Below are 26,115 nucleotides of genomic sequence, written 5' to 3'. Positions count from 1 at the left end.
ATTATTAAAGTAAGTCGACATTTATCTTTAGGTTTTAAAAAAGACTTAAATAACGATAAGAAGGTACTTATGAAAACGGCTAATTTATTTATTAATGGTCAATGGCTTTGTGGTGACGGCGCCTTGTTTTCTTCTGTTGATGCTGCCAAAAATAAAATTGTTTGGCAAGGTCATGCAGCGAGTGTTGCCCAAGTTCATGATGCGGTATTAAGTGCTCGGCACGCTTTTATTACCTGGTCTTGTTTCGATTTCTCTGATCGGCTATCCATTATTAAACGTTTCGCTGAATTATTACCGCGCTACCAAGATGAGCTCGCTTTAACCATCGCGCAAGAAACCGGTAAACCGTTGTGGGAATCTAAAACGGAAGTGGGAGCGATGATCGGTAAAGTTAATTTATCTGAACAGGCTTACCTACAGCGCGCCGCAACGACCGAAAATAAGATACCGGGTGCTCAAGCTTTCACAAGACATAAACCGCATGGGGTGGTGGCTGTTTTTGGGCCTTATAATTTTCCGGGACATTTACCTAATGGGCATATCGTACCCGCTTTATTAGCCGGTAATACGATTGTTTTTAAACCCAGTGAATTGGCGCCTAAAACAGCAGAGCTCACCCTAAAAATTTGGCAGCAAGCTGGATTGCCTACTGGGGTAATCAACCTGGTGCAAGGTGAAATTGATACCGCTAAAGCGTTGGCGGCACATGCTCAAATAGATGGTTTATTTTTTACCGGTAGTTCGGCAACTGGTCAGCTTTTACATCAACAATTAGCAGGGCAGCCAGAAAAAATATTAGCGTTAGAAATGGGCGGCAATAATCCACTTGTCATTGATGAAGTTGAAAATGTTGATGCTGCCGTTCACCATATTATTCAATCGGCATTTTTATCATCTGGTCAACGCTGCACCTGCGCTCGTCGGTTATTAATACCGAGTTCTGCCCAAGGTGATGCAATCATTGCGCGATTAATTGAGGTTAGCGCTCGTTTGCGTGTTGGCGAATATGATGATAAAAATCAGCCTTTTATGGGATCATTAGTTTCTTATAAAGCCGCTTGCAATATTTTATCAGCGCAACAACAATTACAAGCTAACGGTGGCAAGCTGCTGTTAACAGCTCAATTATTAAAAGCCAATACGGGGTTATTGAGCCCGAGTATTGTTGATGTGACACAAGCGCACCAAAGAGAAGACATTGAATACTTTGGTCCTTTGCTGCAAGTGATTCGCTACGATGATTTTCAAACCGCAATAGATGAAGCCAATAATACTCGGTTTGGTTTATCAGCGGGCTTACTTAGTCAGCATCATGCGAAGTGGCAATTATTTTATGCACAAATTCGCGCCGGTATTGTCAATTGGAACCGGCCAATAACTGGAGCCAGTGGTGCTGCGCCCTTTGGTGGTGTCGGTGCGAGTGGTAATCATAGGGCAAGTGCTTTTTATGCCGCTGATTATTGTGCTTATCCGGTAGCGTCAGTTGAAGCAGAAGATATGAATTTGCCAGATGTTTTAATGCCCGGGATTGAATTTTAATTCATTTAAGGTGGCTGTCAGCTTAAATGTGTATCATACTTTTGAGTATTGTTCATTTATATAAAATTAATTAATAGGTTTTCATTTTTCTATGGTTACAGAATCTCAAGCGTATATCGAACTCATATCGTATTTTACTGAAAATCTCGATATGTTTAATCACACAAATGATGAGCAATTAGACAAAACGTTACGTGATTTAATTGAAGAGCATATTGCAGGAAAAATGATCTCATTTTTTTCACAACATGCTTCATTAGATGAAGATACACGGCTCGACGTTGTGCGAGAAGTTGATACGATTGTGACTGATTTAGAAGAGTTTTTAGCGCGTCGTTTAGATCAAAAAGCAACGGTACAACAAGAAGAGTTTATCGTGGAATATTCAGGGCTTATTAAAAACTTATTTGACTCTATATTTGTTAATTAATTGAGAGCTAAAGTGCTCACTTAATTTGAATTGATGTTTTTGACGTGAGTACTATTTTGTTTATTATTTTACTCATTTTTATGTGCTTCAGGGCTCGCTAAAATGCATATTTTGCGTATATAATTCACCGCTTTATACTAGCTGGTTTTTCACGGTTGACTACTCTGCTTGATGTGGCGTGCACCGAACACCGAACCAATAGGATTGAGCATGCCAAACCCTAAAATTAAATTAGACGGTTTCAATAACCTGACGAAAAGTTTAAGCTTTTCTATATACGACATTAGTTGGGCTAAATCAAAAGCGCACCGTCGTGAATACATCGAATACATTGATGAGCAATATAATGCTGATCGCTTAACTGATATTTTGAACGATGTGGTTGAAATTATTGGTGCCAATGTATTAAATGTTGCTCGTCAAGATTATGATCCGCAAGGCGCAAGTGTAACCATTTTAATCTCTGAAGAACCTATTCATGAAGACAATGTTGATACCAATGAAACGCCAGGCCCCTTATTGCCCGAGTCCGTCGTTTCACATTTAGATAAAAGCCATATCTGTGTGCATACCTATCCTGAAAGTCACCCCGATAATGGTATTAGTAGCTTTAGGGCCGATATTGAAGTCTCTACTTGCGGTTTAATTTCGCCTTTAAAAGCGTTAAATTTTTTGATTCACAGTTTTGATTCTGATGTTGTGACGCTTGATTATCGTGTTCGTGGTTTTACGCGCGATGTTGAAGGTAAAAAGCATTATATTGATCATGATATCAACTCTATTCAAAACTTTATGTCCGAAGATATTCATGAGCAATATGACATGATTGATGTGAATGTTTTCCAAGAGAATATGTTTCATACCAAAATGGTTAAAAAGAAATTTGATTTAGATGAATACTTATTTGGTACTGGCCGTGAGGGCTTGAGTGAAGCTGAAGTGTTGCAAGTTAGCCGTAGCTTAAAAAAAGAAATGCAAGAAATATTCTATGGCCGAAATTTACCTAATGTTTAACTTTTAAAATATTATCTAATCTAAAAAAACCGATGCATGCATCGGTTTTTTTGTTTATTCAATCTAATTCACATGCATCTAATTATTTAAACTTAGGTTTCGAACTTATCTACATCAAACCATAACCGTGCATCATCTAAAGGCGTGTCATCTGTTAGTTCTGGGTTCGTTAACTTAAATATTTTCCTTTGCTTAATATCACTTTGTTCTAATCCTTGTTTGATCATGTCATGGTTATAAAAATATTGGTCAAAGCTACCGTCTTCAATGGCTTGGAACAACCCTTCGGTAATTCTGCGGCTGAGCTCAATGTTATTTTTATTCACAAAAATGTACGCTGGTAGCGGATAAACAATCATGAGGTTTTCTTCAACATTAAACTTTAGGTCTGGATGTTTTGCCATTTCTGCCCAAGGTGAATAAACACTGCGCGGAAAGTAATCAAAGCGCTCGCCGTCTAACATATAAAATAGATTTTGATACTTGGCGGTGGTGACGACTGATAAGCCTGCATCTTTCATTATTTTTGCATCGGACCAGCTTGCTCCTTGACCTGCTTTAAAATGAGAAAGATCGTCAAGTGTTTTTATTTGATTGTATCGAGGTTGTTCTCCGTCACGGATTAGAAAAATGCGATGGCCGAGTAACCCTTTAAATAGTGGTATACGAACCGGTAAAAAACGGTCTTCGTATGCTTTTGACGTCCCAACCCAGGCTACGTCGATATTGTCTGTATCGAGGTCATTCAATAATTTAGTCTGCGTTAAGTAGGTATCACGTTCTTCAAATTCATAGTCACTTTGATCGTAAGATAAAGCTAATTTCAAAATGCCTAATTGATAAGCTTCTTTAGCTGAATCTATTTTATTGTGTCTAATGAGTTCTGCTGCATTGAGTGAAATAGTGCAAACTAAACAGATGATGAATAGAGATGATGATTTTACCGTTAGCATTTTAATCTCCAAAACGTCTTATATTCTATGTGGTTATTAAACTTGTTAGAACAATGTTAAAATCTGGTATAACAATGGTATTTACCAATTGTGGTTTTGTCAAATGTTTTGTTTTACATATTCCTGCATTGTTATTACCAATTTTAGGTTTGCAATGGCGAAAATAAATTTGACCCGCATATCAGCATATAAATTGATTATATTGCGGGTATGCTTCGGAATTTAAAAAGCATCAGTATATAATTGTTCCAGATATGTCTTTGAAGATAGAATAAATGACCGATATACCGCTTACTATAATTCTTATTGCTAATAGCATTGTTTTTACTGGAGCCCTTATACAAGGGGTTATGGGCTATGGCATCGGTATGTTTTGCGCGCCATTGCTCTTTATTTTATACCCTCAGTTTGTTCCTGCCCCGATGATTATTGTTGCCAGTGTTTTGACAACCATTATGCTGTTTAGAGACAAGTCATTTATTAATTATGCTCAAGTGAAATGGACAATGTTAGGAGGATTGTTGGGCACGGTGATCGCTGGACTTATTCTGTCTTCTATCTCGCTACAGGAGTTTCAATTAATTTTTGGCGGTTTAATATTAGTTGCCGTTGGCTTTTCCATTTTTGGTTTTTCGGTCAAGTTGAATCGTATTAATTGTACTATTGCAGGGGGGTTATCAGGGTTTATGGGGATTATTACTGCGGTTGGTGGACCTCCTGTCGCATTATTGTATCAACGCTGTTCGCTACAAGTGCTTAGAGCAAATATCTCCGCTTTCTTTATGTCTCTTAATATCATTATTCTGATTACTTTATATGTTATTGATCGTTTAACGTGGAATGATCTGCAGTTGGTGATGTTTGTTATACCCGGTATTATACTTGGTTTTATTGTTTCTAATTTTGTAGCCCCGTTCTTGTCTCCTTTAGTACTTCGGTGGTTTATTTTAACATTTTCAGCCATTGGTGGACTTGTTTCAATTGGCAAAGCTTTAGTCTGAATCCGGTTTATTTACTTGGTTGTTGTCTCAATATTTTATTGGTTACTGGCAAGAAGAGCAGATAAACATTAGATGAAACTAACGCTGAGCAGCGTTGCTTCATCTAATGTATTGTGATTGAGTAAAACGATTAGCTAATCGTTTAGCCGAATAGTTTACCAAGCCCTTTTTTTAACTTACTTTCAAGCTTGTCTTCTAACTTTTTCTTTTGTTTGTCTGCAATACTTGAATTTAACAATGAATTGAGTTTGTTGTCTTTTTGTTCAAGCATTTGACTAAGTTCATTAAGTTCAGCGCCTTCTGATTCATCCAAATTTAAGCCTTTGGAAACTTGACCTTTTAATTTGTCTTTAATTTTAACTTTAAAGGTGTCAAGTTTCGCTTTAGCTTGCTCTTTAACGGCTTCTTTTAGAATTGAGTCTAAAGAAGAGCGAATACTTAGATCGGGGTTTGTCACTTCACCTGTTGCACTGACTTTAATATCAAGAGTGTCTATATCATTAAGTGTTTTTAAGAGTGCTTTAGAAAAACTGGAAGATGTGTTACCCGTAAATTCAGGTTGCACTAAGTCAATATTAGCTTGGCTAGCCACTATTGTATTTTCAAATTTAAAATCACCTTGGCCGCTTAAAGCACTGTTTGCTAATGTTAGCTGTAAGGAATCACTGTCTTGTAACGGAAGATCACCCAGTGTGAATTCAGAAATCATCCAATCGCCATGTGTATTTAAATCTCCGGCTTGATTGATCGTTAGCTGCCCTTTGGCTTTTATTTGTTCTTTTGCTTGCTTCTGACTAGAATCAAGCTGCCATGTTGTTGGTTTATTTCGGATCCAATGTTGTGATGTGATCTCTTGGCTGTTAACCGTTAATTCACCTATTTGTGTTGAAATGCTTAATTTAGCTGTTTTAACTAGCCACTTTGGTAACGGGTTATCATCTTTAAAATGAACGTAACGTCCATTTTCGGTGTCAATGATAACGTCTTCAGTGGATGCATCTTTGGCTAACAAGGGTTTAATCTTGTTATATACTAATGTGGCTTTTTCAACGTAGCTGCGCGCTTTATCACCAAATAATAAATGCGCAACATCACCGGCATCTAAGTCGTCTAGCTGATATTTTGTTTCAATATATTGCCAATCATCTTCAGGTGCATTTTTAAGATCTTTTAATAATTTTGAAATCGTTTCTTGGCTATCCCTTAATTGATCTTTTAGGGCGCTTACCGCTTGTTTATCTTGTTTGAATTGCTTTTTCAGCTGCGACAATTGGTCTTTAGCTTGCTGAATATCTTCAAGCGATTTTATGTCTAATTCCATTAATGCTTTTACATCTTTCTCATATTGCTTTAGAGCATCATCGTTAGGTAGTTGATCTTTTAAAGCTTTGATTTTTATTTTGTCTTGCGCATACTGAGCTTTAAGTTGTTCAACTAATTTTGGGGTTTTTAACGCTTCATCTTTTAATGCGTTGTCTACTGATGGTAATTCAAAGTCGGTTGAAGGTAGAACTGAGTCTGATGCCTGAGCTTGCTCATCGGCTTTATTCTGTATTTGCTCATCACCATTTAATGGCTGATAGACCTCTCCGGCTGAGGTTCTGGGTGTGTTAAACGCTAAGGTGTCGAGTGTTAACTCATCAATGATGGTTTTACCAAATAAATACTGCAGTGCATCAACGGTTGCATTTGCTTGCTTAAAACTTAGCAAGTTGAATTCTGGGTCGGCCTTATCAGTTGCTTGGAACTGAGATATTTTAACACCGAAAGGAGACCAACTTACGTCAACCTCTTCAACATTTACTTCTGCGCCTAAGTAGTATCCTAGGCCTTCTTCAATCGCAATTTTCATTAACTGGCCAGCAAAGAAGTATACGAAAGATGCTATGAGTATTAAGGTAACGAGTAAGCCACTAAGACCTTGCCATCGCAAATATTTTTTCATCTTTATGCTCCTGCAACGCTTTGATAAATACTATAAAATTTTGATGCTTTGATGGCTCTAACAATTTTAAATTTCTCAATGAAGGCCTTAATATGCACGCGATATCGTATAATTAAAAATTGACTAAACCACATCACGGGTAAAAACAAAACTAAGCTAATCAGAAGTGAGCCCAAAGTGAGTGTATGGTGATAATGTGCAAGTTTAAGCGCACTTAATTGATACAATGCGTGCCACATAGCCTCTAAACTGCTGGAGGTAAGCAAACTTTCGCCTAATAAAATGGCTAGTGGATTTATAAAATAACTAAAGCCGGCAAAAAAGGTGATAGCTAAGAAAAAACCACCCAAATTAATGCGAATTAAAAACGCGATAATAAGTACCAGTAAGTTGTGAAGGCTGAACAATGGGGTTAAGCCTATTATTAAACCAAGGCTGATCCCCGCCGCTATTTGGCGCGGTGAGCTGTCTGAGTTTAAAGCATTTATAAGCTTTGCTAAAAGAGTTAGCATGTCTACTCCAATGATAATTAAGTCTTTGATTGTAAAGGGTAACAGAAGGCTGTTTTTTAGCCTAGAGCCCTATATGAATTTTTAATGTTAATAGGTGGTTCGTTTACCTTTTTCGATCACAAATAATTGTTTATCTATGAAATACAATTGTCGTTCAAAGTCGCCTGGCGCCATTGAATAATCGATACGTAATTTTTTGCCTTTCGGAAAGCTATGTTTTCGATAGTTTGAAGCCAATTTGACTTGTTTTTGCGGTTTTCCACACTTTTTTATAACGAGCGCTAACTCATCGCCTTCTGTGATATAACCATTGGGGCAATGAAGTCCGGCTGAAGCACCTGTCGAATATAATATGGAGCAGTAAAATAGAAGGGCAACAAATTTCGGTTTGCTGGTCATATTGTCCTCCTTGACAATATCGGTGTTCTTTTTAGTTAGTTTGAGCGATCAATAACTTTTTGTTTTGTTGTAATAGTTGACGCATTTTGCCCGCTTGGGCAAAAAACTTATCCCTTTCATGGGTAGCAATTGGCGTGGCTTTAGGTAACTTTACGGTTTTAGGGTTGCGATGTATGCCATCAACTAAAAACTCATAATGTAAATGAGGCCCGGTAACGCGGCCGGTTGAGCCAACTGTTCCAATTTTTTGACCTTGTTTTACTTTATCGCCTTTTTTAACGTAGCGACGATGTAGATGTAAGTATTTGGTTGTGTAATTTTCACCATGTTGAATAAAAACGTAATTACCATTTAAATTACTATAACCTGATTTTATGACCTTGCCTGAACCACTTGCACTAACGGGGGTTCCTGTTTTAGCCGCATAATCAATGCCTTTATGGGGTCTGACCTTGCCTGTTACTGGGTGCAATCGGCGTGGATTAAAACTAGAGCTAATATATTTAAAATTGACGGGGGCACGTAAAAACGCCTTACGCATACTATTACCTTCTAATGTGTAATAGTTGCCATCTTCATATTTTACAGCGGAATAAACTTGTTTTTGGTTGATAAATTCGGCGGCTAATATATCGCCAGGGCCTATATATTCACCATCAATATAGCGCTTTTCGAACACAACATTAAAGCTATCGCCTTTACGTAAATCTAAAGCAAAATCGATATCCCAGCCAAATATATTGGCTAAATTCATTATTTGACTTTCAGTTAAGCCGGCATCAACGCCTGCGTTCCAAAAGCTGCTGGTGATATTGGCAAACGAAAAAGCTTCACTGGTATCCACTTTTTTTGTTTCAATATGACTGTCAAAACCATTTTCATTAGCTTGTAAATGAATGGTTTCTATTGCGGATATTGGATAGGCTAATTGATGCAGTTCTTTTTTTGCATTGAATGTAATATCGAGGATATCGCCAGGCTTCAATTGTTGAATGATGGTTTCGGCATGTTCGCCTGATTTACTGACTTTTAGCAGTGTTCTGGCTGATAAATTATTGCGTTCAAAAATTTTAGCCAGGCTATCATTTTTTTTAACGGTTACCGATATCGTATTTAATGCTGGACGTTGAGCTTCAATCGAAGTCGATTGTTTTGTTTCTGTTTGAATTAAAGGTGGAGACGTTGTTGTTGCTGTTGATATGGGGTCTGGTTCTGATGGTATTTCAAGCTGAATACGTTCGCCGTGCGGTAAATCGGATAATTCAGTATTATCAAGGGTGTGTCTTGACGCTTCGGCATTATCTGTAGACGCTAGCAGCCCGCCTAATATAATAAGAGATAAGGCACTAATGGATATTTTATGTACTCGAGGAAACTGTCGCCAAAGATGAAGCATACTTATTTCTGAACTTGATTAGACTAATCTCAACGAGCATATAACGATTTTTACTAATTTACCAGTATATAAACTTTAAATGGCGGCACCAGACGATTACAATCATGGCAATTCGTTGGGTATTCAACAAACTTACTAAAAAAGAATTAGAGATATTACATGACAGATGTACAAACAGCGCTGGCTGAGATCAAGCGTGGCGCAGAAGAAATATTGGTAGAAAGTGAATTAGTTGATAAATTAAAAGAAGGACGCCCGTTACGTATTAAAGCTGGGTTTGATCCAACGGCACCCGATTTACATTTAGGTCACACGGTTTTAATTAACAAATTACGTGCGTTTCAGCAATTAGGTCACGAAGTTATATTTCTGATTGGTGATTTTACAGGACTGATTGGTGATCCAACCGGCAAAAATGTAACTCGTAAGCCGCTTACTAAAGAGCAAGTATTGGCAAATGCTGAAACTTATAAAGAACAAGTTTTCAAAATATTAGATCCAGCTAAAACGCGTGTTGAATTCAACTCTAAATGGATGGAGAAATTAGGCGCTGCGGGCATGATTAAGTTATCTGCTCGTCAAACGGTTGCCCGTATGTTAGAGCGAGATGATTTTAAAAAGCGCTATCAAAATAATCAATCAATTGCTATTCATGAATTTTTGTATCCATTAGTGCAAGGCTGGGATTCCGTGGCGTTAGAGTCTGATGTTGAGTTAGGGGGGACGGATCAAAAATTCAATTTATTGATGGGACGTGAATTACAAAAAGAAGAAGGTCAAAAGCCGCAAACTGTTTTAATGATGCCTTTACTTGAAGGGTTAGACGGTGTACAGAAAATGTCTAAGTCACTTAATAACTACATTGGTATTACGGATGCGCCTACCGATATGTTTGGCAAGGTTATGTCGATCAGTGATGATTTAATGTGGCGTTATTATGATTTATTAAGTTTCCGTCCACTTGATGAAATCGCAAGTTTAAAAGAAAAAGTGGAAGCGGGTACAAATCCACGCGATATTAAAATTGAGTTAGCGAAAGAATTGATTGCGCGCTTTCATTCTGAAGCTGATGCACAAGCGGCACATAATGATTTTATTCAACGCTTTCAGAAAAATGCGATCCCCGATGACATGCCTGAAATTAGCATAGAAAGTGATGATGCGATGGCCATTGGCAATGTATTAAAAGAGGCGGGTTTAGTTGCCAGTACTTCTGAAGCGATGCGGATGATAAAACAAGGTGCGGTTAAAATTGATGGTGAAAAAGTAGCTGACAATAAAGTACAAATTGAAAAGTCGTCTACTGCTGTCTACCAAGTGGGTAAACGCAAGTTCGCTAAAATAACACTGAACTAATTTATGTTTCCTTCTTTATTGGAAGGCTCCGTTATTAATTAAAAAGCCGTGAATATATCAATATTATTCACGGCTTTTTTATTGTATTAAATTGGCCCTTTATTAATTTAATGCGGCTTTAAATTGCATTAACTTTTCTCGTACTATTTTTTGATTTTCGGGTCCCATGCGTATCATTAATTTTTGAATAGGTTCTAAGTTTTCTAAATCAGGATTTGAAAACTGATACATAGCAGAAGGTGCAATTAAACGAATGTCGCCTTTGATCACGGGAGCCGATAAGGCTAAATCAATGGCTTTAACCAGCGTTGAATTAAACTCGTTACCCCCTGCATAACCTAGTTCTGTATACGCTTCTTCTATTAACGGTGAGCTTTTATTAAACAAACTAATACTTTGTTCAACAGGTAAGTTATTAATTAGGCTAGCAATACCATCATAGCGCTTATAGCTTTCTTTATTTAAAAGATAATACACTTCACCCTCTGTTTTGATAGTTTTAACACTAATTGCTTTTTGAGGTGCAATAACAGGGCTAAATTGATGCGCTAAATCACCTTTCGCAGCATTATCGATAAAAACCACGAAGTTTCTAATTAACTCACTCGAGCTGATTAAGGTTTCCGTATTATCAACTGCGGGTAAATCCGCTATTTTATCGAGCATCCAAGGTGTACTTTCGTCTAAAGCCGGTAAGGGTTCTTCTATTACCTCAGGTTCTATTACGATTGCAGGTTCGTCTACTTCTTCAACTTCAGGTTCAACGGGAACCGGAGGTTCATAAACTACAACTGGTTTGGGTGCCGGCGTTGGCTGTGTTTCGACTACGGGGTCAACTGTTTCTTCTTCACTACTGGATAATAGAAAAAAAGCCAGCACGGCTATAATAACTACACCAATAATACCAATAGGTAAAAGTGGATTCTTTGAGGCGGAATTATCGCTCATAATTGAACTCCAATGATAAAAGTAAAAAAGGGAGTAAATGCCATTTGTAAAAAATTAACGTCTAAGTTGTAAACGGTTTGTTTTAATTTATCCGTATTAAATGACTATTAAAATTAAATGGTTACGTTAAATTTAATTATAGTCGCTTGATTAAAATACACCTGATTAGTTTCAAGTATTTTACATTTTTTTTATTGTTACGAGCTCAAATGAAATTTAACGCATATTATGCTGACTAAACGTAACGAAATAAGTTCCCTTGTTAATTATATTTTTTATTTTGGTTCTTGAAATAATATGAGTTCAGTATAAATTGACTGTTAACTTATTATTGTTATTAGAATTTATAAGTTTTTACTGCAAAACTCTCTTATTTTATTGTTATGACCTATAATAAATTTACAACTTTGTAGATTGGTTTCTTTTATGAAATTTAATCGGTTGTGATAAAAATGTAATTTAGTCTTTAGTGTTTTACCGTGCGAGTACTGATTATGAATGAATATTGTTCATTTAAAGAATTTGCGAAATCGATCAATTTCAACAACACTTACATTTAGTTAGTTAAATAGTTTGTTGGATTAATTCAGAAAGCGAGATTATGGCAACCAAAGTTTTGATTTGTGATGATTCTAATTTTGCCCGCAAGCAGATGGCGCGCTCGCTGCCTGATGGTTGGGAAGTAGATATTACATTTGCCGGAAACGGTGAGGAAGCACTACAAGCGATTAAAGCGGGACAAGGTGAAGTTGTCTTTTTAGATTTAACGATGCCTGTAATGGATGGTTTTGAAACACTCGAAAATATCAAAGTAAATGATATGAACGCCTTAGTTATTGTTGTTTCAGGTGATATACAACCCGAAGCTCGTCAGCGGGTTAAAAACTTAGGCGCAATAGACTTTATTAAAAAACCTATTAATAAAGCGAAAGCCGAACTCATATTAAAAGAATATGGCATCTTGTAATTAAATAAATGGTTGAGAGTAGCGCACTGTGAATCAAGCTTTGAATGTTAAAGTGACAGAAGAGCAACGAGATTGTTATCAAGAAATTTCTAATGTTGCCATGGGTCAAGCTGCTGACTTGCTCGCCAGGTTATTGCACGTGCATGTTATATTACCCATACCCGTGGTCAATTTGCTTGAAGTCAACGAATTAAGAATGGCCTTAAGTGGGATTGAAAGTTCAAATTCTGTTTCGGGGGTATGCCAAGGTTTTATTGGTAATGGTATATCGGGCGAAGCCTTATTAATTTTTAATGATGCCAGTTTTAATGATATTTCTAAATTGCTCAAATATGGCGGTGAGTTAGATACTTCATTAGAACTCGAATTGTTAATGGATACAGCAAATATTTTAATTGGTGCATGTTTACGAGGAATAGCTGAACAATTGGATGTGGTGTTTAGTCAAGGGCACCCGATAGTGTTAGGGCAACATGTTAATTTAAACGATTTAGTTCAGGCGAATAATTATCGTTGGAGCAAAACTTTAGCGATTGAAATCAATTATAAAATCGAAGGCTTTGACATTAATTGTGATTTGTTACTTTTATTTGCTGAAGATTCAATTGATTCCTTGAATGAAAAAGTTAATTTTTTACTGGAAGATTAATGTCTAATACATCAGCAGACGATTTCAAAGAAATGCATGCTCTGATGAGCATGTTGCAAAACTTGGATGTGGGTTTAGTGATCTTAGATCGCAATTACCACATTCAATTATGGAATAGCTTTATGGAAAGCCATAGTGGAAAATATCCATATGAAGTGAAGGGTAAATCTATTTTCACTGAATTTCCTGAAATTAATGAAGAATGGTTTCGTCATAAAGCTGAATCTGTTTTTTTATTAAATAACCGTGCATTTACCACTTGGGAACAGCGTCCGTATTTATTTAAGTTTAAGAATTACCGTCCGATAACGGGCAAAGCAGAATTTATGTTTCAGAACTCGACACTTATTCCATTAGGCTCTGCAGATGGTAATGTAGAGCGTATCGGTATTATCATTTATGACGTAACGGATATTGCGGTTAATCGAGTTGAGTTAAAATCAGTTAATGATGAATTAAAACGCTTGTCACGTACGGATAAATTAACTCAGCTTTATAATCGAGGATATTGGGAAGAGTGCCTTGATAAAGAGTTTAAACGCTGTAAACGAACAGGTAGCACGAGTTCTATGCTCATGTTCGATATTGATCATTTTAAAAAGGTTAACGATGCCTATGGTCATCCAACGGGTGACGAAGTGATTAAAACAACAGCAAACATATTACGTGAAACGATGCGCGAAACTGATATAGCCGGGCGCTATGGTGGTGAAGAATATGTAGTTATATTAATTAACGCTAATGCTGAGCAGGCTTTTAACTTTGCTGAGCGGCTGCGCGAACGGATCGCGAAAACGGTTGTACATCATTTAGATTTTTCGGTTAATTACACGGTGAGCTTAGGTATTTGTGAGATCTCAGATAAAATAGTTAATCACTCTCAGTGGATTGAAATGTCTGATCAGGGTTTATATCGCTCAAAAGAGGCAGGGCGTAATACGTCTACAATTTATACTTAGCATTTTAATTTAAATGTTATTTTTCATGATGATGACATCTATAGGCATAAACTATTAAATCTAAAAATTAGATAAAATAGTTTATGCCTTTTTTGTTGGCTTCGTTTTATACTTTAACTATTGAATGTCCGAAAATGTTTAGCAATCGGCTTTTCATTTATGCCAATCACCGTTAATAAGTGATCAAGATTAGCGTTAGATAAAAGCTAGAGAATAAGGTGAAAGAATCATCTAGGTCATTAATCTACCCGTTGATTTTTAAACGTTGTTATCGATTTTTTAACCGACTAAGGTGCCCCGCTGTTAACGACGATTGGCATTAACCATTAATGCACGACCTTGTAAAAGAAACACGCGATAAAGAGAACTGACATGCTAAAAAATTTTACAGCTCAGCGCTTAGCTGAAATTGAGAAATATAATATTGATCAACGTTTTAAATATGCGTTGAAAGAAATGGTTAAGCATGGTGCAGTTTGGATTTTAACCGATGAGCATGGTTGCATGATGCTCACGATTGATGACGAAGATGGTATCCCTGTTTGGCCTAATGAATTTTTTGCACAAGAGTGGGCAACAGGTGAATGGGAAACATGCCAGCCTAAAGCCATCGCTTTTGATAAATGGTTTAGAGATTGGACAAGCGGCATGGCTGAAGATGAATTGTCGGTTGTGGTCTTCCCAAATAAAAATGAAGAAGGTGTGGTTTTATTTCCTGATGAGTTTGAATATGAGTTGAAGCAGCAATTACGCGCTAAATTAAATTGATTGAGTTTATTTACGTGTCGTTAGTTTGTCGCTGACTTTTAGTTAATGACCTTGTGATTTTAAATACAAAGGTAAGCGTTAAAAAGCCGTAAAGTATTAATATTTTACGGCTTTTTTATTTTAATTTAAGAGGACTATTTTTAATAGACTCTTTTATTTTGGTTTATTTTGGTAAGAAAGCTATCCAACAATATGTAATTAACGGGGACTAAAATAAGCGTAATTAAGGTCGCAAATAAAATACCAAACCCGAGTGATACTGCCATCGGAATCAAAAACTGAGCTTGAGTTTGTTGCTCAAACAATAGAGGCATTAAACCAATAAACGTTGTTAAACTGGTTAACATGACCGGTCTAAACCTAGCGGCTCCTGCCATTAATACGGCTTGCATGAGTCCATCGCTTTCTAAGCGTTTTTTATTGATATAATCGACCAAAACCAGTGAATCATTCACAACAACGCCAATTAACGCCATCATACCGAGTACACTCATAATGGTTAAGTCCATTGCCATGATCCAATGACCCATAACCGCGCCCAATAAGCCAAAAGGTATAATACTCATGACAATTAAAGGTTGAGTGTATGATTTAAAAGGGATCGCGAGTAAACAATAAATAATAAAGAATACAATCAGTAACCCCCAAGCTAATGAACCAAAAGATTCACGTTGTTCTTTAGCTTCACCTTCTAATGAATGACTAACACTGGGGTATTGTTCGACAAGTTCATCTAAAAATATTTTTAAATCGGCTTGTAGTACAGTCATATTGGTATTGCTTTTTTCAACATCTGCGGTGACGTTAACCGTGCGGTATCGATCGATTCTTCGTATTGTCGATGGGCTGGTACCCGGAATTAAGGTAACTAAATGACTTAACGGGACTTGACCTGTTTTTGTTTCGATTAGCATTTTTTGCAAGTCAGCTAACGATTGGCGTTCATTAAGAGGTAAACGCACCATGACTCTTACATCGTCACGGCCACGTTGCACACGTTGCACCTCAGAACCAAAATAAGCATTACGTATTTGGCGACTAATGTTACTGCGAGTTAAACCTAAAGATTGACCTAACGGTGTTAACTCTATTTGCAGCTCTTGTTTACCGTTAGATAAGCTATCACTTATATCGTAAACTGTTGGGTAGGTTGCTAGACGTTGTTTTACCTTTTCGGCTACATCTTTTAATGTTTGTAATGAACTTGCATTGAGTTGCACATCAATTGGATCCGATGAGCGGCCTATTTCAGCTCTGAACGTCACCGTTTCTGCACCCGGAAGATCACCAATAGCGCGTCGCCACTCTGCTAACAGCTGTTTAGACGATATATCAATAGAGCGTATTTCAGGTGGTTGGATTTCAAAACGCACTGAGCCAACATTAGATGCCCCACCGCGTGAACCTGTTCTAGATAATATATTGAGTACAATACTTTGTTGCTCATCATCTGTGTATTTAGTTTGTATTTGGTAGGCCGCTTCAGAGATCCGACTAATAAGTGCATCTGTGACTTCAAACGGTGTTCCGGCTGGCATGGTTAAATTCATGCGCACGGTTTCACTGGGTATACGGGGGAAGAATGTAAATTTATTCCAGCCGCTCAGAATTAAACTTAACACTAAAATAAACATGGCAACAAATACACTTAACGTTGTGCCTTTATTGTTGAGTGATTTTTTTAACAAGGGTTGGTAATACTTTAAAATTGCAGCTTCAAAGCCGTCTGCAAAGCGTTGTTGAAAAACAGTAAAGCGGCCTGGAGGCTTGGTATTATCTCTTAGCTTTACAAATTTTAAATGAGCCGGTAAAACAAATTTAGATTCGATTAACGAAAAAAGTAAAACGGGTATCACAATGTAAGGCAGTTGAGCAAACAAGACACTCCGTGAGCCTTCAATAAAGGCTAAAGGTAAAAATGCAGCCACCGTGGTTAAAATGCCAAAAGTAACCGGTAGTGCGACTTCTTGTGTGCCTTTAATAACGGCATGTTCGCTGGATTCGGCATTGCGCATATGAGTATAAATATTTTCGCCAGTGACAATGGCGTCGTCAACCACAATACCCAGTACGAGTATAAACCCAAATAAACTCATTATATTTAAGGTAATGCCAAAAATAGGCATCGCGATAAATGCGCCCATAAATGAAACCGGAATGCCAACCGAAACCCAAAACGCAATGGAAGGGCGCAAAAACAAGGTTAACAAAGCCATAACCAGTAGACCACCTTGCAGAGCATTTGTGATCAAGGTTGTTAATCGATTTTTCACAATCTGTGAATCATCATCCCAGTAGCTTAATTTAAAACCTTGAGGCAGTGTAGATTGGCGTTTATCAATATAGTTTCTGACTTTTTCGGCGACATCTATCGCACTTTGCTGGCCAATACGGTAAACCTCAATAAACGCAGCTTGTTGCCCATTAAAACGTGTTTTAATGGGCGTTTCTTCAAACGCATCAGAAATAGACGCGATATCATTTAACGTTAAAACACTCCCATCAGGCAGTGTTTTGATCACAATATGAGCAAATTCATCTTTATAATAAGCTTGACCTTTTGATCGGAGTAAAATATCGCCACCTGAAGTGCGCATATTACCTGCTGATGCATCTACTGAGCTACTGCCAATAGCCGATGCAATTTGGTTTAAAGTGAGGTTATATTGTTGTAATTTATCTTGAGCTATTTCGATGGTCAGTTCGTAGTTACGAACGCCGTCAAGTTCGACTTGGGTTATCCCTTCTATTTTTAATAAATCATCGCGCACATTTTCAGCAAATTTTCTGATTTCTAATTCAGAATATTCAGATGCCACCGTAACGGTTAACACTTCTCGTTTACGTTGGGCTAATGAAACACGTGGCTTTTCGGCTTCAACAGGAAAGGTATTGATCGCATCGACTCGACTTTTGATATCCGCTAATAACTCTCGGGCATCATAATCACTTTCAACCCGAATACTCACACTTGCGGAGCCCTCAGAAGAACGACTGCTTATTTGCTCTATGCCTTCCAAATCTTGAACTGATTCTTCTATTCTTATCGCGACACCTTGCTCTACGTCTTCTGGTGTTGCACCTCGTAATGATACGTTTACGTTAATCCTATTCGATTCAAAAGAGGGAAAAATTTCAAGCGGGATACGCTGCGATACAGAGAATAAACCTGCAATGAGTAGCGATATCATCAATAAATTAGCCGCCACATGATTACGAGCAAACCAAGCGATCATAATGTAGCCTCACGTTTGTTTTCGCCTGATCGCGTCTGGCGCTGTTCGCGTTTAGCTTGCATTATTTCGATAATACTCTTGTTTTGTTTTGCCGCTTGTTGTTTTATTTTTTTTTGTCTTTCAGCGGGTAAACTCTCGAACTTTTGCATTAAAGTGTCAGTGTCAGTTGGTTGAGTTCTTTTTGCTTTTTTCGCTATCGAATCATTGTTTGGCGGCATGTTACTTGGTTTAACTCGTGTGCCTGACGTAACCTGGCCTAAAGGTGTAGTCACTAAATATTCGTCGGCTTGTAAACCCGATTTAACGATCGCGTATTGACTATTTTGCCAAAGCAGTAACACGTCTTTACGTTGTAGAACATCATCTTTCACCGTGAATACGTAAGTACCTTGATATAAAGTGTTGTTCGGAATACTAATAGCATTGTTAATCATTTTGCCTTGAATTTTAGCGCTTACATATTCGCCAATTTTTAAAGACTGTTCGTTTTTATTTTGGTAAGGCGCGTTAATTTGTGCCACCACATATAATTGTTGTGATTCTGTGTTTATTGCCCCTTCTGTTCTAACTAAGGTGCCTTGCCATACTTTTTGTGTGCTAATAGACGAGGTGAATTCAACTGCTAAGCGATCAGCTGAAGCCGAGCTGCTTTCAGGCAGGACCAATAAGTTAAGATCCGCATTTTTGATTGGCAATCTAACTTCAACATAATCGGTAGCATAGATATCAGCCAGCTGTGCATTGCTGGTAACAACTTGGCCAACATCTACTTTTTTGCTTAAGATCCTACCATCATAAGGTGCAATGATTTTAGTGCGCTCTAAAGCTAACTCTGCTTTAGCAAGCTGAGCTTCAGCTGATAAAACGTTGGCTTTTACTACCGCAAGTTGAGGTTTACGTAAAACAAGTGCATTGGCTTCTTTGCCTTTTCCTAAACGTTGCCAATCGATGAGGGCAAGTTCTGATTTAGCTTGTTCTTCTAATTGCTTTTGTTGTGCTGAAAGTAAATTTGCTTGCGCTATTTTTACATTCGCAATGTGATCGCGATCATCGAGCGTTAATAGCACTTCATTTTGTTTAAAAAAGCCACCAGCACGAAAATTAGGACTAACTTGTTTGATTTGCCCGGATACTTGCGCAATTAACACGCCTTCGGTTCGAGGTTGAACTCGACCAAAGCTGTTAATGACCACTGGAATATCTTGTGCTTTTAACTGTTGCACACTGACTGACAGTTTATTACCTCTATCTGCAGGTTGACGCTTGGTTTGAGGTGGATTGCTAAAAATGAAAAACGCGACAAGCGCGGTACCGGCGAGAATTGCAATTGGAATTATTTTTTTCTTACTTATTGAGCGCATTATTCAACCTCGAATAAAGGAGTTAAGCCAGCAACAAAGTCGCCGCCAAGTGCGACAAAAACGGCAATGTGATTTTCAATCATGGTGTAGCGCAATTGAATTTCGCTGCTATTGGCATTAATTGCACGTTGCTGGGCATCTAAAACGGTGGTGTATTCAATTAAACCTTTTTGATATTTCTCAAATGCGAGAGCTTGCGCTAATTCGGCATTTTGTTTGGCTATTAGGGTTTGTTGATACCTATTTTGTAATGTTTGCGTTTTGCTCAGCGTATTCTCAACTTGGCTTAGCGCATTATAAAGCGTATCTAAATATTGTTGTTCGGCTTGTTGCAAGCTTAAACGCGCTTTATCTTCTAAAGCGGCTAACCTGCCGGCATCAAAAATAGGTAAGGCAAGCCCACTAACAAGTGACCATGCCAACGATGAGCTAGATAAAACGTCTGAAAGTATTTCATTAGATTGACCTATTGATGCCGATAAGGTTAATCGTGGAAAACGTTGTTTATGCGCAATGGCTAATGCTGCGTCTTTTATTAATAGTTGTTGCCAGCTCGCTTGTATTTCAGGTTTTCGTTTAAGTACGTCAAGTGGCATCACAATCGGAGGCGACGGTAAATCAGTTGGTAATTCGTCTGTTATTTCATTTATACCCGTTGGGTAAACGCCTTGCAGACGTTGTAATTTTCGAACTTGTTCAGTTAAGGTTTGATTTTGTGCTGCTAATTTTGCTCGTTCGTTACTTAGCGTATTGCGGGCTAAATAAACGTCTAGTGCATCGTTTAAACCAGCTGAATAGCCAGACTCGATTATATCGACTTGCTGATGAGTGTATTCAACTTGAAGTTGATATAAATGTTTAAGTTGTTGCTCTTTTATGGTTTGATAATAGGCATTAATCACATCCGCCACGAGTTTGTCTTGCCTGCTTTTTAACACACTTTTTTTATTCATTAATTGTAAGTTCGCTTGGCGGTGTGCTTCGCTTTGTTTTTGCCATAAATCCACTTCGTAACTGACTTTTAAATCGACACCAAAGCTGTTATCAACACCACTTTCTCTGCCTCTTCGGCTGGCCGATAAATCACCATCTAAACTTGGCCATAAAGCCGCTCCGGCAATGAGCACATCTTGCTCTGCCATTTGAACGGCTAGATACTGTTGTTGTATTTGATGGTTTTTTTGTAACGCCGTTTGAATTTTTTTATTTAAACTCGGTGTTGTGATGTTTTGTAACCAGTTTTTTTTAGTTACCGGTAGTTCACTGATGCTCCATTGTGCGGGTACCGAAGGCGAGTGAGCTTGCGAACTAATATTTTTGGTTGTGTTGCAAGCCGCTAAGCAACAGATAATAGGAATAAGGCAATAACGAAAATTCATAAATTTCTGTTCGATAGAGAGGTAAACCTGAGTATAGAAAGATGCGATCTTAATTTAAAGGTAATTAACAAAAGTTAACATTTAAACGGCTTTGGCGCAGTGACAAAATAAATACAGCAGCTTACAATTGGTCTTACAATAACAATAGAAAATTTTTCATTCACCATTTTAAGGTACATTTATGCACATAAGGCTCGACTTTAGTAAGTTAGTCGAAACGATTGATTTACTGCATCAACGCATCGACGAACGTTTTCCTGATTCTCGTTTAAAACACATCGCGCAAGATTTAAAAACCATGGCGGCTAAAAGCAGTGAAGACATAAAATGGATTAATAAGCCTAATATTTGGTTGCGCTTAGGCGTTGTTGGATTAATTACGATTGCCTTTAGCTTAATTACGTATTCATGGTTGCAATTTGATGCGCCTAAAGGACCGGCGGTAACGCAAGTTACGTTTGTACAAATTAGTGAATCTATTTTTAATAATATTATTTTAGCGGGTGCGGGTATATTCTTTTTGTTTTCGGTTGAAACCCGAATTAAACGTTCGCGGTTAATTCGTTCGTTGCATAATTTACGTGAATTAGCACATGTGATTGATATGTTACAACTGACAAAAGATCCTTATTATGCGACAGGTAAAGGGATAAGTACGTCATCATCGCCCATGCGATGTATGAATGTATTTGAATTACAACGATATCTTGACTATTGTTCAGAGACACTTTCGCTGGTAGGTAAACTTTCAGCGCTTTATGTTAAGCATTTTCCTGATCCTGTTGTTACTAATGCGGTTAATGAAGTTGAATTATTATGCAGCAATTTAAGCGGGAAAATCTGGCAAAAAATAATGATAGCCAATAACTTAGAACAAAAATATTTAGCGAGTGCTGATAGAGATGTTTTTAACACTCATGATGCACCTCCCCATTCGACTTAATACTATTTATATTAAAGGACGCTGTTTCAATGTCTCAATCTCATCCCATTGTGGCTAATACCATTGAAATATGGCAAGCATCAACAGAACAGTTTGATTTTGCCCATCTTAAAGCCAGTGAAGGCCATTTATTAAACGCCGCAGAACAAAAAAAATTATCCGAATTTAAATTTGAAGCCGATCAACTACGTTATTTAGTCACTCGGTTATTTATCCGAAAAATTTTATCGCATTATTTCTCGGGTATCTCGCCGGAGTATTGGCACTTTAAAACGAATGCATTTGGTAAACCGAGTATTGCTAATCAAAAAATGCCTTTTTTATTACCGTTTAACTTATCTCATACACGACAACAAATCGTGTGTGCCGTGAGCTCGGGCGTTGATGTGGGTATTGATATCGAACATGTAGATGCGTTACGTGAATATTCAGATATTGCCGCACGTTTCTTTTCAAGCCCCGAGAGTGATTATATACAAAGCCTTGATACTGAACACCAGCGACATGCTTTTTATCAAATTTGGACGTTAAAAGAGGCTTTTATTAAAGCTGAAGGTAAAGGTTTATCTTTGCCGCTTGATCAATTTAGCTTTAGGTTTGATGAACAAAATATTGCTTATTCCGGTAAAGGTGAATTGGCAGAGTTAAAAGAACAATATCAATTCTATCACCTTAAGAGTAAAGCCGATCATGTGCTTTCTTTAGCGGTTAAATCAACTAATCCGTTCCAACTGATTGGTAAATCATTTAATAGTTTAGGTTTTATAGAATCGGTTGCGCTGGACATTGAAATGTCGAGTTAACTTTATTCATTCGGCTCTATTTATTATTGCGTTTATGCAAAATATAAAAAAATCGCGTCATTCCATAAGTGAATAACGCGATTTTTTATTGTTTAACAATTTATGGTCCAGAAAATATTAGCCTCGTTAGTAAGCTCTGACTTTTATATATTGGCAATTATTACTTGGGATTAATTTAAATGTTTTGCCGCTTAAATTTGAGAATGAATGATAGTTTGCGGTTACAGAAACACTTACTGCTCCATCTGTTGATTCTATTAGCCCTCTGAAGTTGCAAGACGAATTTGCATCACTGTCCCATGCTTGTAATGTTTCATTGGCCAAATCATTTGGAAAGCTAATACAATTTGTATTGGCAATGCTTATTTCTGTTTTGCTGTTCCAGTTAACGGTTTCTGTACCCGCGCAATTACCCGTTATTGGTGGTGTAGTCGGTGATTCAGTTGTATCGTCGCCGTCATCTGGCTCTGTGGTGTCTGTATCATCTGGTTCGCTGGTATCGGTATCATTAGGCACGGTGCCACAGCCATTGGTTAACTCGTCATAACATGGGTAAGTATAAGCTGGCTTTTCAATACTTGAGTCCATTGCATCGTCGATTTTTCTCAGTTGATAATCCGCTTGAACAATTTTAGTTCCGCCGTCTAATCGAACATTATTGGCATCATGCACGGTTTCTTCTAGTAATTTATAGGTTGGAGAAGAACTGCTTAATGTAAATTCATTATCATAAATATTTGAAGATCGATGTTCTTGATAAGTAAAAATTGCGTGGTCTATATTGCTATCATTATTCCAATCCATGCGGTTATTTCTAATGATATTATCTGTCCCTTTTAGGTCTATAAAGCTATCGGCTGCTGGGCTGCCTGAAGTTCCTATAATACCACTGCCATTAATGTAATTAGATTCAATAATGGTTCCTTTAACACCGGCTTTTATATCAAATGCTTCTGCCGTTACGTTAGGACCAATCGAACAACCACCAATACGGTTATTATCGCTTTTATCGAGTTTTTCAGCCGTATGACCATCATGAGTACCTATATAAACGCCTTCACCAAAACCTTCTTGGCCTGTTCGTTTACCGGTGTCATGAATATAGCAATTAGATAAAATATTATTACTGCTGTAATAACGCATATGTACAGCTTCAGCACCTATATTCCAGAGTTCTACATTGTCAATCGTATTATTGTTGGCACCTTCTAACATGATACCTTTTTGTGCTTTTGTAAATTTCAGATCTTTAATAACCCAGTGATCACCCGTTAAATAAAATAGATATCCAGAATCTACCGAGCTGCCTTTTATGGTTTGTTTTTGGCTTTTATATTTACTGCGTACAGTAATTGGGTTGCTTGCGGTACCTGATTTACTACTAAAAAAGTGTGCTTTAGTGCTGCCACTCGTGGCCTTATCACCTAAATATGAACCACCCAATAGTAATATTTCATCACCGGGTGCTGCATTTTTTAAAGCGTTTTGTAATTGAGTTGCGTTATTTACTTCCAATGTATCGGCCCAGGCAAAATGACTAAAAGGTAAAATGCAGGCGCTTAATAAACACGATAATTTAAATGTTGATTTTGTATGTAGATTCATTGAATAACCTTACTCATTGTTTTTAGTTAAAGTAATAACTGTTTAAATTGTTACTGGATTAAGTTACTTAACCAGAACATGTTTTAAACAATACATTAACATAATTGGTAATGCAATCATGTTGTATGTCTTTGTTTTGGTAAGGCGGTCAGCCGGTAGGTATTTACTAAAGAATCGAGTTATTAAGTTAGTGATTTAATTGATAATTAATATTTTTGGCATTAATTAAAAAAAATTTAAATTAATGAGAGGTGGTCAGCTAATTTAGCTTTAGTTCGCTTATTTTGCACTTAAAGTTGGCGTGTAATAGTCAATTGATGTGTATTTATTATGACATTTGAGTAGTGAAAATAGGGATGGGTAAATAGAGGTTATATTTTGAAACAAATTTTAGGTACAAAAAAAGACGCATGATAGCGTCTTAGATGTTGAAAATGGTGGGCCTTCCCAGACTTGAACTGGGGACCTACCGATTATGAGTCGGGTGCTCTAACCAACTGAGCTAAAGGCCCATTTTCAAATTTCTATGCTAAAGCATAAAAGTGCGGCGAAGTATAAGTTACATTTTTAACCTTGTCACCCACTTTTTTAAGTTTGTAATTCAATTGCTTAAATAATAGTCACTCTGTCGATTATTCGTTCTTAACGTGAGTGTTTTATTATTGTTTTGGTTATCTAATATACGCTAAAGCCCCAATTAATGGGGCTTCGTCGTCAGTTGGTTTTAGCCTAAATTAGAATTTAGCGCCAACCCAAACCCATAATTTGTTTGTATCCACTTTAATATCACCAGCAGAATACATGGCTAATTTAACACCACCAGAATAGACGTCAGTTAATTTTTTAGCATATAACACGTTAAGTTCTGAGCCTAAATCGACACTGCCTACATCAGAATCAAATAAGTGATAAGCTGCTACGACTTTACCGCCCATCGCTTTTGTGGCGACACTACCGTAAATATCAACTAAGCCACCCGCTGGTGTACCTAAAAATTGATCTGACCAACCGTTAAATTTGTGTAAGGTTGCTAATGGTGTTGCAAAACCATGCGTGCCGTTATCAGAACCTAATGATTCGTAACCTAATTTAGCGGTGTAGCCATTGATCACATAACCGGCTTCTAAGAATAGGTAATCAGCATCCATCTCAGCGCCGCCTGCTTCTTTAGTTTGAGTTGCTAATTCAGCTGAATATAAAAAGTCGCCAGATTTACCGGTAAAGCTAACACCATAGGTATCTATTGTGTTTTCAGCACCTGGGTTTTCATTTTCTAACATGTATGAATAACCCACTAATTTACCAGCACTGGTTTTGTATGAAAGATTAATTAAGTGATCTTGTGAATCAATATCTTTTCCTTCACCAAAAATACGGTTACGTTGATTAAAGTAAGCGTAGTTAGCTTCAAATTTGTCTGCTGCATATTTAACACTTAAACCATCAAATGTTTGACGGTCTTGACGCCAACCCACATGACCAACATGACGATGGCCATCAAAAGTAACAACTTGGTTACCTAGTTTTGCTGTTATACCGTCTGCACTATATTGAATGTAGCCTTGATCGATTTCTGTTGTCTCTGGATCTGCAACAACAGAGTATTCTGTGTTTTTACCGTTGGTATCGTTATAGTTGTCTAAAATAGCAAATGTATTTGATACGCCAAACACAGCAGAGAAACCATCAACCGTGCCTGTTGTATAAGTTAAGCGTGTACGAGCGGTTAATGCTGTTGCATTTTTAGCTGCATTATCTTGATCCACACCTTCAAAGCGTAAATTAATATCACCTGCTACTTTACCGCCAATTAATGCGTCAGTGTATTTGTCTGCTGCGTAAGCAGCTGGGTTTACAGCTAAAGCTAATAACGTTACTGATGTACCTAATAATGTATTTTTAAGTGTTTTCATTGGATAGTTTCCCTAAGTTTGTAAAATTTAAATTTGTTT

At 37.4% G+C, this 26,115-nt stretch carries 20 protein-coding genes, 1 tRNA gene and 1 pseudogene; 10 read left to right on the top strand and 12 right to left on the bottom strand.

Features of this window, described 5'->3' with window-relative positions; translation table 11 throughout:
- The first annotated feature begins 69 nt into the window (after positions 1 to 69).
- The 3 genes from astD (at position 70) to speD (ending at position 2,983) form a co-directional block, all read left to right on the top strand.
- Positions 70 to 1,539: a succinylglutamate-semialdehyde dehydrogenase gene (gene astD, locus DPX34_RS08540; protein WP_111977993.1), complete on the top strand. Its 1,470-nt coding sequence runs from the start codon at positions 70 to 72 to the stop codon at positions 1,537 to 1,539.
- A gap of 91 nt (positions 1,540 to 1,630) precedes the next feature.
- Positions 1,631 to 1,969, top strand: coding sequence for a DUF3802 family protein (locus tag DPX34_RS08535; protein ID WP_111977992.1), 339 nt, complete (start codon positions 1,631 to 1,633; stop codon positions 1,967 to 1,969).
- A 204-nt stretch (positions 1,970 to 2,173) separates the two neighbouring features.
- Complete coding sequence (gene speD / locus DPX34_RS08530) at positions 2,174 to 2,983, top strand: adenosylmethionine decarboxylase (RefSeq protein ID WP_111978056.1); 810 nt, start codon at positions 2,174 to 2,176, stop codon at positions 2,981 to 2,983.
- Between the two features lie 92 nt (positions 2,984 to 3,075).
- Here speD and DPX34_RS08525 read toward each other — a convergent pair whose 3' ends face one another.
- A complete protein-coding gene (locus DPX34_RS08525; RefSeq protein ID WP_111977991.1) occupies positions 3,076 to 3,936 on the bottom strand; it encodes a transporter substrate-binding domain-containing protein in 861 nt (286 codons plus the stop codon).
- Positions 3,937 to 4,211: 275 nt separating this feature from the next.
- On the opposite strand from DPX34_RS08525, the gene DPX34_RS08520 reads away from it, so the two are divergent.
- The gene (locus DPX34_RS08520) at positions 4,212 to 4,937 is read left to right on the top strand and encodes a sulfite exporter TauE/SafE family protein (protein WP_111977990.1); all 726 of its coding nucleotides are present in this window, start codon (positions 4,212 to 4,214) and stop codon (positions 4,935 to 4,937) included.
- Positions 4,938 to 5,079: 142 nt separating this feature from the next.
- Here DPX34_RS08520 and DPX34_RS08515 read toward each other — a convergent pair whose 3' ends face one another.
- The 4 genes from DPX34_RS08515 to DPX34_RS08500 form a co-directional block, all read right to left on the bottom strand.
- A complete protein-coding gene (locus tag DPX34_RS08515; RefSeq protein ID WP_111977989.1) occupies positions 5,080 to 6,882 on the bottom strand; it encodes a TIGR03545 family protein in 1,803 nt (600 codons plus the stop codon).
- A 2-nt stretch (positions 6,883 to 6,884) separates the two neighbouring features.
- A complete protein-coding gene (locus tag DPX34_RS08510) occupies positions 6,885 to 7,394 on the bottom strand; it encodes a TIGR03546 family protein (protein WP_111977988.1) in 510 nt (169 codons plus the stop codon).
- 87 nt (positions 7,395 to 7,481) lie between these two features.
- A complete protein-coding gene (locus tag DPX34_RS08505; RefSeq protein WP_111977987.1) occupies positions 7,482 to 7,793 on the bottom strand; it encodes a DUF2845 domain-containing protein in 312 nt (103 codons plus the stop codon).
- Positions 7,794 to 7,824: 31 nt separating this feature from the next.
- Positions 7,825 to 9,189, bottom strand: a complete 1,365-nt coding sequence (locus DPX34_RS08500; protein ID WP_111977986.1) for a peptidoglycan DD-metalloendopeptidase family protein — start codon at positions 9,187 to 9,189, stop codon at positions 7,825 to 7,827.
- A gap of 159 nt (positions 9,190 to 9,348) precedes the next feature.
- On the opposite strand from DPX34_RS08500, the gene tyrS reads away from it, so the two are divergent.
- Entirely contained in the window at positions 9,349 to 10,545 is a 1,197-nt protein-coding gene (gene tyrS, locus DPX34_RS08495) for a tyrosine--tRNA ligase (protein ID WP_111977985.1), read from the top strand.
- A gap of 102 nt (positions 10,546 to 10,647) precedes the next feature.
- Here tyrS and DPX34_RS08490 read toward each other — a convergent pair whose 3' ends face one another.
- The gene (locus tag DPX34_RS08490; protein WP_111977984.1) at positions 10,648 to 11,493 is read right to left on the bottom strand and encodes a DUF3014 domain-containing protein; all 846 of its coding nucleotides are present in this window, start codon (positions 11,491 to 11,493) and stop codon (positions 10,648 to 10,650) included.
- Positions 11,494 to 12,094: 601 nt separating this feature from the next.
- Here DPX34_RS08490 and DPX34_RS21880 point away from each other — a divergent pair.
- The 3 genes and pseudogenes from DPX34_RS21880 to DPX34_RS08470 all read left to right on the top strand — a co-directional run bounded on the left by DPX34_RS21880 (position 12,095) and on the right by DPX34_RS08470 (position 14,836).
- A pseudogene (locus tag DPX34_RS21880) lies at positions 12,095 to 13,109 on the top strand (response regulator).
- A complete protein-coding gene (locus tag DPX34_RS08475) occupies positions 13,109 to 14,068 on the top strand; it encodes a sensor domain-containing diguanylate cyclase (RefSeq protein WP_111977981.1) in 960 nt (319 codons plus the stop codon). The pseudogene DPX34_RS21880 and the gene DPX34_RS08475 overlap by 1 nt, the downstream one beginning before the upstream one ends.
- Before the next feature lie 372 nt (positions 14,069 to 14,440).
- Entirely contained in the window at positions 14,441 to 14,836 is a 396-nt protein-coding gene (locus tag DPX34_RS08470; protein WP_111977980.1) for a DUF2750 domain-containing protein, read from the top strand.
- Between the two features lie 140 nt (positions 14,837 to 14,976).
- Here the strand turns inward: DPX34_RS08470 and DPX34_RS08465 are convergent, their stop codons facing one another.
- Genes DPX34_RS08465 through DPX34_RS08455 form a run of 3 tightly spaced genes read right to left on the bottom strand, consistent with a single transcriptional unit; the run spans position 14,977 to position 20,812 of the window.
- Positions 14,977 to 18,072, bottom strand: coding sequence for an efflux RND transporter permease subunit (locus DPX34_RS08465; RefSeq protein ID WP_111977979.1), 3,096 nt, complete (start codon positions 18,070 to 18,072; stop codon positions 14,977 to 14,979).
- Positions 18,069 to 19,433, bottom strand: coding sequence for an efflux RND transporter periplasmic adaptor subunit (locus tag DPX34_RS08460; protein WP_111977978.1), 1,365 nt, complete (start codon positions 19,431 to 19,433; stop codon positions 18,069 to 18,071). The genes DPX34_RS08465 and DPX34_RS08460 overlap by 4 nt, the downstream gene beginning before the upstream one ends.
- Positions 19,433 to 20,812, bottom strand: coding sequence for an efflux transporter outer membrane subunit (locus tag DPX34_RS08455; RefSeq protein ID WP_111977977.1), 1,380 nt, complete (start codon positions 20,810 to 20,812; stop codon positions 19,433 to 19,435). The genes DPX34_RS08460 and DPX34_RS08455 overlap by 1 nt, the downstream gene beginning before the upstream one ends.
- Positions 20,813 to 20,993: 181 nt before the next feature.
- On the opposite strand from DPX34_RS08455, the gene DPX34_RS08450 reads away from it, so the two are divergent.
- Together DPX34_RS08450 and DPX34_RS08445 are read left to right on the top strand one after the other, a co-directional pair.
- The gene (locus DPX34_RS08450; protein WP_111977976.1) at positions 20,994 to 21,755 is read left to right on the top strand and encodes a hypothetical protein; all 762 of its coding nucleotides are present in this window, start codon (positions 20,994 to 20,996) and stop codon (positions 21,753 to 21,755) included.
- 29 nt (positions 21,756 to 21,784) lie between these two features.
- On the top strand, positions 21,785 to 22,558 hold the full coding sequence (locus DPX34_RS08445) for a 4'-phosphopantetheinyl transferase family protein (protein WP_111977975.1): 774 nt from the start codon (positions 21,785 to 21,787) through the stop codon (positions 22,556 to 22,558).
- Positions 22,559 to 22,684: 126 nt separating this feature from the next.
- On the opposite strand, the gene DPX34_RS08440 is transcribed toward DPX34_RS08445, so the two are convergent.
- The 3 genes from DPX34_RS08440 to DPX34_RS08430 all read right to left on the bottom strand — a co-directional run bounded on the left by DPX34_RS08440 (position 22,685) and on the right by DPX34_RS08430 (position 26,076).
- On the bottom strand, positions 22,685 to 24,163 hold the full coding sequence (locus DPX34_RS08440) for a right-handed parallel beta-helix repeat-containing protein (protein ID WP_111977974.1): 1,479 nt from the start codon (positions 24,161 to 24,163) through the stop codon (positions 22,685 to 22,687).
- 435 nt (positions 24,164 to 24,598) lie between these two features.
- Positions 24,599 to 24,675, bottom strand: a tRNA-Ile gene (locus DPX34_RS08435).
- Between the two features lie 222 nt (positions 24,676 to 24,897).
- The gene (locus DPX34_RS08430) at positions 24,898 to 26,076 is read right to left on the bottom strand and encodes an alginate export family protein (protein ID WP_111977973.1); all 1,179 of its coding nucleotides are present in this window, start codon (positions 26,074 to 26,076) and stop codon (positions 24,898 to 24,900) included.
- Positions 26,077 to 26,115 lie beyond the last annotated feature (39 nt).

The organism is Algibacillus agarilyticus, from assembly GCF_003286125.1.
Classification (GTDB): Bacteria; Pseudomonadota; Gammaproteobacteria; order Enterobacterales; family Alteromonadaceae; genus Algibacillus; species Algibacillus agarilyticus.
The sequence above is the reverse complement of the archived record's forward strand: the minus strand, read 5'-3'. Positions and strand labels throughout refer to the sequence as shown.